Source organism: Pseudoalteromonas sp. Angola-7, from assembly GCF_028599255.1.
Classification (GTDB): Bacteria; Pseudomonadota; Gammaproteobacteria; order Enterobacterales; family Alteromonadaceae; genus Pseudoalteromonas; species Pseudoalteromonas atlantica.
This window is the reverse complement of sequence record NZ_JAQREL010000018.1, coordinates 87,264-99,619: the sequence shown is the minus strand read 5'-3', so window position 1 is coordinate 99,619 and position 12,356 is coordinate 87,264. Positions and strand designations below refer to the sequence as shown.

Sequence of the window (12,356 nt, the reverse complement as noted above, 5' to 3'; positions counted from 1 at the left end):
GTTAAAGAACGTTGCGATTAAAGCGTTAAACTTTATCTCGCTAGGGCTGCGCATCTTACGCTTTCCTATTTTTTTGTCAACACTTAATTTTGTTAAACTTGAAAGTTTTTAAAACTAAGTTTTACTCAACTCACTGAGTAGCTCGTGCCTCGCTATGCGTTGCGCTCTGCCGTCTCAGTGGGGTCGCATTATAGGGAGATCCGAAAACAGATCAACCCTTTTTTGAAGAAAACTTGAAATAAATGACTGTTCGCGTGAAATTAAAGCAAAGTGGTTACTTTAAACACTAAAAAGGCCCTTACGGGCCTTTTATATTAGTTTACGATGAGTTTCCAACCGAGTTTACTTTGCAATTTAGACTCTTGTTGTAGCTCACTAGCCATAAGAGGGTGTTCTTTTAACCAGTTATTGGCAAACTTTAAGTCTAAGGTGTCTTTTTCTACAGATAACTCTATTTTAGGAAGTACGTCGTCTTGTCGGCGCATCGATAATATTACGGCAATTCTTAATAACCTAACTAAGTATTGGGTAAGTGTACTATGTGCACCTAAAACGTCGAAGCTTCCTTTTTGAATATCGGAGCGATGAGCATTGGCAACAGCAGCAATCACTTTATGTTCAGATTGTGAAAAACCTGGCATATCGGTGTTTTCTATAATGTAGGCTGTGTGCTTGTGATATTGCTTGTACTCTATTAATAAACCAATTTCGTGTAGTTGTGCTGCGGCTTTTAAAAGCGGCAACGCATTTTCACTAACAAGCGGCCAGCTTTCACCTACTTGCTCTGCCAGTTGAATAACTAAGCTCGATACTCGATTAGCTTGCTTTTGATCAACATGGTAACGGTCCATAAACCCATCAACGGTGCGTTTACGAATGTCGTTGTTATGAAGCTCGGGCACCATACTGTAAAGCACACCTTCGCGTAGTGCACCGCCAGCTAATCCCATTTTTTCAATTTCAAGTGATTCAAATAGTGCAATTAAGATAGCAAGACCAGATACAAAAACTAATCTGCGCTCCTCGCTTAGACCAGGTAAGTCTAGTGCAGCGATAGTGCTAAACGTTATTGATTGCTCTTTTATTTTATTTAGCTTTTCTAGAGTGAGTAGTTCATCTAAGTGTTGCGCAACCATTATTTCTTGAATGGCTTGCACCGTGCCAGAAGCACCCGATGCAATTTGCCAACCTGCTTGTTTATACTCAGGGGCAATTTCATCAATGACTTCGTGGGCAGCTTTGATAGCAGCGTTAAAGTTTGCTTCACTTAATTGGCAATCTTTAAAATAGCGCTCTAAATAAGTAACGCACCCCATATTTAAGCTTTTATAGTGCAGTGCCTCAAAGCCCTTACCTATAACGACTTCGGTACTTGCACCACCAATATCAATAACTAGCTGCTTGCCAGTGCATGATGAAGTGTGTGCTACGCCTTTATAAATAGTGCGTGCTTCTAGCTCACCACTTATTACATTAATAGTGTGGCCTAAGATTTTTTCGGCTTGTGCTTTAAAAACATCGGCATTCGTCGCAAGACGTAAAGTGGCCGTTGCTACTATGGTTATATTTTGTTTTGGAATGTCTTGTAGGCGCTCAGCAAAAAGTGCAAGGCACTCCCAGCCTCGCTGCATTGCCTCAGTGCTTAATACGTTATCTTTATCAAGCCCTGCGGCTAATCTTACTTTGCGTTTAACGCGGCCTATAGTTTGTAGGCCGCCAGCAATTGATTTAGCAATAAGCATATGAAAGCTATTTGAGCCTAAATCAATGACTGCATACACATTTTTTTGCGGTTTAAATTGCCCCACCGTTCAAAAACCTCTAGTTACTACTACGTACAGTAACGGCCGAGTTACGACCGTCCTTTTTGGTAACTATTATTTGGGCGACGTCCGTTATTATTACTACGATTACGTGGGCCTGTAGAATAGTTGCGCTTTCTTTGAATAGTAGGCTTTGTTAAATCATCTAGCAATGCGGTTTTATCATAATGTGATAAAGGAATGCTGTGCTCTATATACTCTTCTATTTCATGCAGGTTATAAGCGTACTGCTCACATGCAAAGCTAATTGCATGACCTGATGCGCCCGCACGACCTGTACGGCCAATACGGTGAACGTAATCTTCACAATCATCTGGCAGGTCAAAGTTAAATACATGACTTACCTCAGGGATATGTAGCCCACGTGCTGCCACATCGGTTGCCACTAAAAAGTCTAATTCGCCTTTGGTGAATTGCGCTAATATAGATTGGCGTTTTTTCTGGTTTACATCGCCAGTGAGCATACCTACTCGGTGGCCATCGGCTTTTAACCAGGCATACACTGTTTCACAGCTGTGCTTTGTATTGGCAAACACAATGGCTTTGTCTGGCCATTCTTCCTCAATTAAAGTTAATAGCAGCTTAATTTTATCTTCTTGAGAAGGATGAAATAGCTCTTCTTTAATTCGCTTACCTGTTTTAACGTCTGGCTCGATTTGAACGTGCTCAGGGTTGGTCATATGTTCAAAGGCAAGTTCTTGCACGCGATAAGAAAGCGTGGCAGAAAATAATAGGTTTAATCTATCTGCTGTATCTGGCATACGGCGGAACATGTAACGAATGTCTTTTATAAAGCCTAAATCGAACATACGATCGGCTTCATCAAGCACAACTACCTCAATTTCATTAAGGGTGTAACAGCCTTGCTTGTACAAATCGATTAGTCGACCTGTAGTACCAATTAAAATATCAACGCCTTTTTCTAATTGTGCACGTTGTTTTTCGTAATCTTCGCCACCATATACTAAACCTAAGTTAAGATTACAGTGCGGCGCTAAAATTTTAGCATCTTTGTGTATCTGAATCGCAAGCTCCCGAGTCGGGGCCATGATCAGGGCTCTTGGATGTTTACTAGGTGCTTTGCTAGATTGTAATAACCGATGGCACGTGGCAGTTAAAAACGCCAACGTTTTGCCTGTACCTGTTTGTGCTTGGCCCGCGATATCGCGTCCGTCACAAATAAAAGGTAGGCATTTTGCTTGAATGGGTGTGCAATATTCAAACCCACTTTCGGTTAAACCGGCAACCACTTCCGGTGCGATAGCAAAGTCTGAAAACTTTTTATCGGTCAAATGTGTCTTAGTCATAGCGTTTAAGCATAACGTTTAAACTTGCAATAAGAAACAAGAGTGTTTAAATACGCACTAAATATTTCGCCTAACTAAATCGGAGAGCGCAATGAGCGAGAAAATAATCCAAATTACTGACGATAGCTTTGAAGCTGACGTATTACAATCAGACAAGCCTGTACTAGTAGATTTTTGGGCTGAGTGGTGCGGACCTTGTAAAATGATCGCCCCTATCCTTAATGAAGTAGCTGATGAATACGAAAGCCGTGTAACAGTTGCTAAATTAAACATCGACCAAAACGCGGGTACACCGCCTAAATTTGGTATTCGTGGTATTCCTACTCTGCTTCTTTTTAAAGACGGCCAAGTAGCTGCAACGAAAGTTGGTGCGCTTTCTAAAACTCAACTTATTGAGTTCTTAGAAAACAATATCTAAGTAAAAATTAAAAAAAAGGGCGTTTTTGCCCTTTTTTTGTGTTTATTTTGTATAAAGACTGGACGCTATGCCAGTGAACTGCTAGTTTATAAAGCCAACTAATCCTTAGTTATATTCAACAAACCTCACTCAACTATCAAAGCGATTTTGAGTATGACAATTGTAATAAAGAACCCACCAATATGCATTTACGCGAATTAAAAGACAAGTCTATAAAAGAACTTGTAAACTTAGCTGAGTCCATGGGGCTCGAAAACGTAGCCCGCTTAAGAAAGCAAGATATCATTTTTGCCATTCTTAAAGCACACGCCAAAGGCGGAGAGAACATCTTCGGTGGCGGTGTACTAGAGATTTTACAAGATGGTTTTGGTTTTTTAAGATCATCAGAAGCATCTTACTTAGCTGGCCCAGATGATATTTATGTATCTCCAAGCCAAATTCGCCGTTTCAGCATGCGTACTGGCGATTCTATTTCAGGGCTTATTCGTCCACCTAAAGATGGCGAACGCTACTTTGCTTTATTAAAAGTAAATGAAGTTAACTTCGATAAACCTGAAAACTCTCGCACTAAAATTCTTTTTGAAAACCTTACCCCACTACATGCAAACGAACGTTTTCGTATGGAACGCGGTAACGGCAGTAAAGAAGACATTACCGCTCGTGTACTTGATTTAGCATCTCCAATTGGCCGTGGCCAACGTGGTTTGTTAGTAGCACCGCCTAAAGCGGGTAAAACAATGCTACTGCAAAACATTGCACAATCAATTACTCACAATCACCCAGATGTTACATTAATGGTTTTACTTATTGATGAGCGTCCGGAGGAAGTAACCGAGATGCAACGCCTCGTTAAAGGTGAAGTTATTGCATCAACGTTTGATGAGCCAGCTTCTCGCCACGTACAAGTTGCAGAAATGGTTATTGAAAAAGCAAAACGTTTAGTTGAGCACAAAAAAGATGTGGTTATCTTGCTTGATTCAATCACCCGTTTAGCGCGTGCTTACAACACTGTTATTCCTTCATCAGGTAAAGTACTTACCGGTGGTGTTGATGCTAACGCATTGCACAAGCCTAAGCGCTTCTTTGGTGCTGCACGTAATGTTGAAGAAGGCGGTAGCTTAACGATTATAGCTACAGCTCTTATCGACACGGGCTCTAAAATGGATGAAGTTATCTACGAAGAGTTTAAAGGTACCGGTAACATGGAACTACACTTAAATCGTAAGATTGCTGAAAAGCGTGTATTCCCTGCCATCGACTTTAACCGCTCTGGTACGCGTCGTGAAGAACTACTTACTAAGCCAGATGAGCTACAAAAGCTGTGGATTTTACGTAAGATTGTTCATGAAATGTCAGAGATTGATGCAATGGAATTCTTAATTGATAAGCTTTCTATGAGCAAAACGAACGATGAATTCTTCGATTCGATGAAACGCCAATAAGCGCGTTTTCGTTACATAAAAAAAGCGCCTAGGGCGCTTTTTTTATGTTTAAACGAAATACCAATCGGCTTAGATATTTAGCCTTTCTAGCATACTAAATAAAGCGTTAATGGCGTTATAAATTTCTTATGTAGAACAACTAGGTGTCAAAACTTATGCCTTATGACCACTCTATTTATCTGTCGCTATAAATGTCTAATAACCTAACACGATTGGTATAATTAACTCTCGTTATATTTTTTAAGTACACGCTGTAATTCATCTACAAGCTTTTGAATGTGCTCTTTACTTTGGCTTTGTTTATTGAGTAAAGCCATATCGAGATTTTTAGCGGCCTTGGCAATATCGTCTAACGCAAACATTTGCGCAGCACCTAAAATACGATGGCTGTCTTTTTGTAGTGCCTCTAGGTCATTACTATTATGGTGCTGACTTATGGTTTCGCTTTCAAACGTGAAGCTTTGCTTAAAACTTGTTACTAAGTCGCTCATGTCTATCTTAGCTGTATAGGCTGCCTCTTGTTTTGCTTCACCTAAATGCTGGGAAAGGGTGTTATAAAACGCGTTTTTATCTAATGGCTTACCTAAATACCCTGTAAACCCTAGGGCAAGATAATCATCAACTTCATGGCTCATTGCATTGGCCGTTAAAGCAAAAATAGGCGCTTGAAAGCCGCACTGTTGCAACAACGAAAACGCAGCGCGCCCGTCCATAATAGGCATTTGTATATCAAGCAGCACTAAATCTGGGTATATTTGTAGGCACTTCTCAACCGCTTGCTCGCCATTTTCTACCGCAATAACTTCAAGCCCCATAGAACGTAAATAACGACTTATGAGTCTGCGATTGTCGGGATGATCCTCAGCCAGTACTACGCGCCCGGTTAACTGCTTAACCTGTTCAGCGGCGCTTACATGTTCGTACTCATCTAGCTCTTTTTCGACCTCTACACAGGGTAAAAACAGCGAAAACTGACTTCCGCGCTTAAACTCACTTTGTACGCTAATATAGCCGCCCATCATAGAGGCTAGCTGTTGAGACAAACTAAGCCCTAATCCGGTGCCACCAAAGCGGCGGCTAATACTGTTATCGGCTTGGCTAAAGCATTCAAATATTTGTTTTAGCTGTGATGAATTCATGCCAATACCGGTGTCTTTAACTATAAAAACAAGCCCTTGCTCGGTTTTGTTTAAAGACACAACAACCTGCCCCGCCTGAGTAAACTTAACAGCATTAGCACATAAATTAATGAGTATTTGCTTCACCCGCATTAAATCAAGCTTGGTATAAAACGCATTGCCTACATGGTTATCAAAACGAATTTGTAAATGCTTCGCCTTAGCCTGCGTAATAAACATGGCATGCACATCGCTAACTAGCTGCACTATGTCAAAGCACGAAATATTAAGCTCTAATCTGTTTGCTTCTATTTTACTTAAATCAAGTACGTCATTAATTAAACTTTTTAAGTGATCGCTATGTCGTTGAATTATTTTTAATTCGTCTTGTAGGTTTTCAGGCTCGTACAAACCATTAATTAAATCATCTGTTTGGCCTAAAATAGCGGTGAGCGGGGTTCTAATTTCATGGCTAATATTTGCCAAAAACTGGCTTTTAACATCATTTGCTTCTCGTAGCTCTTGGGCAATAGCTTGTAGCTCTGCTGTACGCTGCGCGACTTGTTCTTTTAATAACTGCTTAGCACGCTTTTCGGCGCCCCGACGATAAAGCGCGGTGCCCGTTACAATTACTAAAAATAATAAAACAAAAATAAAAACCGTAAGCTGCGAACGTTGGCTCATTTTTAACTTTTGTACTTTTCGTTCTTGCTTCAGCTTTTGAATTTCTTGATTTAACTGAGTAGCTTTAAATTGATTTTGTAATACAGCTAAGGCGCTGGTAATTGTTTCGCTATTTATACCGCGCTGCTCTGCTACAAACTTTTCGTGCAGAGTTAATGCCTCAGCGTAGTTGCCTTTGCTTGCCTCTAGGAGCGAGCGTGTACCAAAAGCATCGCGCTTTATACGCACACTATTATATTGTGTGGCCAAATCGGTTGCTTTATCTAAGCTTTTTTGCGAATCAGCAAGCTCGCCTCTCACAAATTGTATTTTAGCCAGTGCATGTAAGGCGTTAAGCTCTAAACTGTGATTGGCAATTTTAAGGGCATTTTGCACCCCCAATTTAGCTTGCTCGTAGGCAACATCCACGTTATTAAGAATTAAATTGATGTTTGCTAAATTAGTATATTGGGTAGATAACTTATTATAATCATTGGTAGAAATATAATAGCGCAGTGCCATTTGGTAATAATGCAGCGCTAAATCAAATTGCGAACTTTCGTAGTAAGCAACCCCTAAATTATTGTTAACTTGCGCTATGCCGCTGGTATCAGCTAATTTTTGATAAACTTTAAGTACTTCTTTATAAAATAAAATGGCGCTTTCGTAACGCGATAACCTTATGTACACCCCTGCGATATTTAGCAAAATATCAGCTTGGTCTTGAGCACTGCCCTTTTTCTCATAAATCTCTTTTGCTTTTAAATAATATTCGAGCGTTAGCTCCATATTATTCATTTCAAAGTACGCTAAACCAATATTACTTAGCAGGTTTGCAAGCTCTACTTGCTTATTGTTTTTTTCAACAATCACCATGGCGCGGCTATATTCAACAATAGCTTGCTGAAAATATCCCTGAAAATAAAACACAACGCCTTGCATTTTAATGGCTCTAAAGTGCATATCTGGTAGGTAGTTTAAGGAAGTGTGCTGTTCTAATTTTTTAAAATACAGCAGGGCATTTTCAAAATCATCTGAGGAGAAGGCTAAATCGGCAAGTTCAGAATACACACTGACCTTTTGGGATTCTGTAATATTTTTTGCTTCAAGCAGTGCATTACCGAGCGTGAGTTTTACGTCCCACTGCTGCTCTTTTTTAAATTCATCAAATAAAGATACACTATTTTGAGCAAAGCTTGGCAGTATGAACACACAACATAAAACAAATAAAAGGCACTTCAATTTGCCTTGCATAATATTATTCCTTCAAACTTTAGCTTTAGTCAGTGTAATCTTTATTGAAGATACACAACAAAACGAGTGCAAACAATGCTTAACCCCCTGATTGATGAGATTTTTGAGCTACTTTTAACTCAGCGTGTTTGGAAAGTTCATATCTTAGCTGCAACGCTCGCTCAACAAGGGGTGCTACCACCTTTAGATGCAAACCCTGAGCAAAATTTATTTAAAAAGAATTTTTTAATTATGAATGCTTTATTTGAGCTGCAAACACAGCTATTACCCAAGCACTTAATTATATCGTCATTACATATTGAACTTGTAGAGCCAAGTAGCAATGTAGCAACGCAATCCCATTTACAAAGTTACTATTTAAACTGGGAAAACTACGACACCAGTGCCAAAGACATAGAGGCATTATTAGATAGTTTTTGGCAGCAATTTAACCCACTAATAAAGCAACCAGTTGGGCGAATTGAGCCATTACTTAAGGCTTGGCAATTACCGCCAAACTTTAGCCTGGCTATGCTACAAAAGCGCTGGCGGCAATTGGCATTAAAACATCACCCCGATAAGCAAACTGGGAGTGCATGTAAATTTAGACAAATAAGAGCCGAGTATGAGCAGCTAAAGCTAGCTGCTCAAAACACGTAATTAACGGGTAAGGCGACGGGCACGAATTTTACGCCCTTTAATATTGCCCTCGGTTAATTTACGTAGTGCAGGTTTTGATGCATTGCGCTCAACGGCTACAAAGGCGACGTTATCGAGTACATTTATTTTACCTACTTGGCGTCCTGCAACACCATCTTTGCCAGTAAGTGCACCTAAAATATCACCAGCACGCACTTTTTGCTTTTTGCCCGAGTCGATCATTAGGGTAACCATTTCAGGCTTGTAAGGCGGCTTTTCTAATAAACTAAAAGCTGGCATTGGCTCTGGCAAAAAGTCTCGTTCGTAATGGTCGCCTATTTGCGCCACTTTAAACTGCTCAGCCTCACCGTAAATAGAGCATGCAATACCTTTTTTACCCGCTCGGCCTGTGCGCCCTACACGGTGCACATGGGTTTGTGGGTCGTGTGCTAAATGGTAATTTATTACCATGTCCATGTCGTCAATATCTAAGCCACGCGCGGCAACATCGGTAGCAACTAATATTGAGGCACTTTTATTAGCAAAATGAATTAACGTACGTTCGCGATCACGCTGCTCTAAATCACCGTGCAACGCCACTGCACTAAAGCCTTCACTTGCTAAATCATCACAAACTTGTTGTGTTTCTACCTTGGTATTACAAAAAACAACACAGCTTTGTGGTGTAAATTTAAGTAGTAATAATTTAAGTGTTGAGTAACGCTGTTTGTTGTTATCCATTTTGTAAAAGTATTGCTTTATTGTGCTTTTTTCTTGCTCTTCTTCTACTTTTATCATCTCTGGATTTTTTAATACGCGCTTTGCAATAGCTTCAATTGCACGCGGAAAGGTTGCACTAAATAACAACGTTTGACGATTTTGCGGTATGTGCTCAATAATGGCATCAAGGGTATCTTGAAAACCCATATCAAGCATTTGATCTGCCTCATCAAGTACCAGCGTTTCAACATCGTCTAAACGCAGTGTGCCTTTGCGAATATGATCGTCCACTCGCCCAGGTGTACCCACAATAATGTGCGCGCCATGCTCAAGCGAGCCTATTTGTGGGCCAATAGAAACCCCGCCACACAAGGTTAAAATTTTAATATTGTGAATACCGCGGGCAAGTTTACGCATTTCTACCGCCACTTGCTCAGCCAACTCGCGCGTAGGACAAAGTACAAGCGATTGAATACGAAAACGTTTTACATTTAATTTAGCTAACACACCTAAACTAAAAGCAGCTGTTTTACCTGAGCCGGTTTTTGCTTGCGCAATTATATCTTTACCTGCCAAAACCGGCGGTAAGCTTTGCGCTTGTACAGGCGTCATTTGCGAGTAGCCAAGTGTTGATAAATTATCAACTAAACCAGCAGGTAAAGCCAAAGATGAAAATGCAGTAGAAGTCACAATTAATTCCAAAATAATAAAAACAACACAGGGCTTAGCCCCAAAATATGGCTCTATAATAGCAGAATTCAGATAAGGCAACCATTAATACCCGATGACCATTATTTTACGATGCGTTAATCCTTGTTAATAAAAAAGTTGCAAATGATACTAGTTTTCATTAAGATCCCCGAAAATTTTAACACCCTAACACTGGATGTAATTGATGAAACTAAACTCACTGTACGTAGCACTTGTTGGTGCCATTAGCACAAGCGCCTTTGCCACCCCTACTGACCTAGAGCGAATTGAAGTTAAAGGCAGCTATTTCAACGACTACAAAGTCGACAACGCCAACGGAGCAATGAGAACATCAGCGTCATTGTTAGAAACAGCGCAATCAGTAACTGTTATTAGCGATACAATAATTAGCGAGCAATTAGCAACCACTCTTGGCGAAGTGCTTACTAACGATGCAAGTTTAACTGCCGGCTCTCAACAACGTAACCGTGAAGTATTTAACTTACGCGGCTTTGAACTTAGCTCATCGACAGGCTACTTACGCGACGGACACCAACATTGGTCTCACTACCAGCAACCGATTGAAATTCTACAACAAGTAGAAGTTATTAAAGGCCCATCAAGTATTTTATACGGACAATCAGGTCCAGGTGGCTTGATTAACATGGTGACAAAAAAGCCTACAGCAACCACATTATTTAACGCCAGTGCAGATGTAGACCAACATGGCTCTACCCGCTTTATGCTAGACGCAGCTGGTGCACTTACCGACGCTGAAGATTTACGTGCACGCGGTATTTTAGTAAAACAAGATGTTGATTACTGGCGCGAATACCAAAACGGCGAAAACCGTGAACGCGACCGTTTTTTAGGTGCTGTAATTGTTGATTACGATTTAAGCGACAACGCATTAGTACGTGTACATTACGACCGCACAGACGACGAAGCAGGCCTTGATACAGGTGCATGGATAGATGACAACGCCAATGTGATTGGCGATGACAAAACTATTCGCGATATGTCTTGGGCATTTACCGACATAACGGTAGAAAACTTAGGCGTAGATTTTGAAGTGTACTTAAACGATCACTGGCAAGTTAAGCTTGGTTACAACGAGCAAACATTTGAGCGCCAGCGTTTTGAGTCTGCACCTCGTAAGCCAAGCACATTCGTAGAAGGCGATAGCTATGAGTCACGCCCTTACGACCGTTTTGACGATTGGCAGTTTAAAACCGCATTTATTGATTTTGTTGGCGAATTTAAAACCGGTAGTTTACAACATCAGTTTTTAATTGGTGCAAACTCGCTAGATTACTATTACGGACAACGCCGTACATCAGCAGAGTATTTTGATTTTGCCGCTGGCCAAAACGAGCCAAGCCGCCCAACAGTAAGCTATAAATCAGATGATACTATTAGCGAAACTGAATACGACTACTACGGTATTTACGTTCAAGACTTAATTACTTTCTCGCCACAGTGGCAAGTATCATTAGGTGGCCGTTACGATGAGCAAAATAGAGAAGGCGCAGATAACGAGTCGTTCGTACCAAAAGTAGGTGTGCTTTATCACCCTAACCCTTCTGCGACTATTTATGCTAGCTACTCAGAAGGTTTTGAGCCACAAGGTAGCGATACATTAGTAAGCGAAACTGACATCAACAACGGTATGAAGCTTGATGCTGTTACCTCTGAGCAAAAAGAAATTGGTGTTAAATGGCAACTATTTGATGACCGCCTAATGTTAAGCGGTGCTGCATTTGATATTAGCAAAAAAGGCACCTTAGTAACCGAAGCACTTGAAGTGCCAGTCGGCGAATTTACCTCTGAAACAAACCAAGTAGGCGAGCAACGCCATAAAGGGCTTGAGCTAAGCGCGCAAGGTGCAGCTACCGATCGCTTATTTGTTATGGCATCAACTATGTACTTAGATGCAAATTTTGAGCGTGACGAAGACCTACAAGGTAAACGCCCCACTGATGCTCCTAAATGGTCTGCATCACTTTGGACTCGCTATGAGTTAAACGACACCATTGCATTTAATGCCGGTGCATTTTATGAAGGTGAGCGCTTTGCCGATAGTGCAAACACAGTAGTAAAAGATGCTTACACACGAGTAGATGTAGGTGCAACTTACAAACTTAAAGTAAGTAAAACCGATGTAAACCTTCGTTTAAACATTGAAAACCTATTAGACGAAAACTACTTAGGCGGCGGTGGCTTAAACAACGTTACCGTGGGCGAAGGCACAAATGTACGCCTAGCAGCTCAATTTAGCTTTTAATTTATAATACTTATACTTA

The 12,356-nt window shown here is 40.7% G+C and carries 8 protein-coding genes; 4 read left to right on the top strand and 4 right to left on the bottom strand.

All coding sequences use genetic code 11. The features are described 5' to 3' along the window. Nucleotides 1-314: 314 nt before the first annotated feature. Together gppA and rhlB are read right to left on the bottom strand one after the other, a co-directional pair. Nucleotides 315-1,808, bottom strand: a complete 1,494-nt coding sequence (gene gppA, locus PSH50_RS19035; RefSeq protein WP_096040975.1) for a guanosine-5'-triphosphate,3'-diphosphate diphosphatase — start codon at nucleotides 1,806-1,808, stop codon at nucleotides 315-317. A gap of 44 nt (nucleotides 1,809-1,852) precedes the next feature. Beyond that, nucleotides 1,853-3,130: an ATP-dependent RNA helicase RhlB gene (gene rhlB, locus PSH50_RS19030; protein WP_054983731.1), complete on the bottom strand. Its 1,278-nt coding sequence runs from the start codon at nucleotides 3,128-3,130 to the stop codon at nucleotides 1,853-1,855. A 91-nt stretch (nucleotides 3,131-3,221) separates the two neighbouring features. On the opposite strand from rhlB, the gene trxA reads away from it, so the two are divergent. Beyond that, complete coding sequence (gene trxA, locus PSH50_RS19025; RefSeq protein ID WP_004588957.1) at nucleotides 3,222-3,548, top strand: thioredoxin TrxA; 327 nt, start codon at nucleotides 3,222-3,224, stop codon at nucleotides 3,546-3,548. A gap of 182 nt (nucleotides 3,549-3,730) precedes the next feature. Beyond that, nucleotides 3,731-4,990, top strand: coding sequence for a transcription termination factor Rho (rho, locus tag PSH50_RS19020; protein WP_004588958.1), 1,260 nt, complete (start codon nucleotides 3,731-3,733; stop codon nucleotides 4,988-4,990). A gap of 221 nt (nucleotides 4,991-5,211) precedes the next feature. Here rho and PSH50_RS19015 read toward each other — a convergent pair whose 3' ends face one another. Then, nucleotides 5,212-8,025, bottom strand: coding sequence for a tetratricopeptide repeat protein (locus tag PSH50_RS19015; protein ID WP_273587995.1), 2,814 nt, complete (start codon nucleotides 8,023-8,025; stop codon nucleotides 5,212-5,214). Between the two features lie 75 nt (nucleotides 8,026-8,100). Here PSH50_RS19015 and PSH50_RS19010 point away from each other — a divergent pair, with 75 nt between their 5' ends. Beyond that, nucleotides 8,101-8,664, top strand: coding sequence for a DNA-J related domain-containing protein (locus PSH50_RS19010; RefSeq protein WP_273587994.1), 564 nt, complete (start codon nucleotides 8,101-8,103; stop codon nucleotides 8,662-8,664). Here the strand turns inward: PSH50_RS19010 and dbpA are convergent, their stop codons facing one another. Then, nucleotides 8,665-10,053 (bottom strand): ATP-dependent RNA helicase DbpA, encoded by a 1,389-nt coding sequence (gene dbpA / locus PSH50_RS19005; RefSeq protein WP_273587992.1) that lies wholly within the window; start codon nucleotides 10,051-10,053, stop codon nucleotides 8,665-8,667. A gap of 205 nt (nucleotides 10,054-10,258) precedes the next feature. On the opposite strand from dbpA, the gene PSH50_RS19000 reads away from it, so the two are divergent. Continuing rightward, nucleotides 10,259-12,337: a TonB-dependent siderophore receptor gene (locus PSH50_RS19000; RefSeq protein ID WP_273587991.1), complete on the top strand. Its 2,079-nt coding sequence runs from the start codon at nucleotides 10,259-10,261 to the stop codon at nucleotides 12,335-12,337. The last annotated feature ends 19 nt before the right edge of the window (nucleotides 12,338-12,356 follow it).

Bases quoted from the DNA above. Each gene is read 5' to 3' on its own strand.
- rhlB (WP_054983731.1), bottom strand. From the start codon at position 3,130: ATGACTAAGACACATTTGACCGATAAAAAGTTTTCAGACTTTGCTATC.
- PSH50_RS19000 (WP_273587991.1), top strand. From the start codon at position 10,259: ATGAAACTAAACTCACTGTACGTAGCACTTGTTGGTGCCATTAGCACA.
- trxA (WP_004588957.1), top strand. From the start codon at position 3,222: ATGAGCGAGAAAATAATCCAAATTACTGACGATAGCTTTGAAGCTGAC.
- PSH50_RS19010 (WP_273587994.1), top strand. From the start codon at position 8,101: ATGCTTAACCCCCTGATTGATGAGATTTTTGAGCTACTTTTAACTCAG.
- rho (WP_004588958.1), top strand. From the start codon at position 3,731: ATGCATTTACGCGAATTAAAAGACAAGTCTATAAAAGAACTTGTAAAC.
- PSH50_RS19015 (WP_273587995.1), bottom strand. From the start codon at position 8,025: ATGCAAGGCAAATTGAAGTGCCTTTTATTTGTTTTATGTTGTGTGTTC.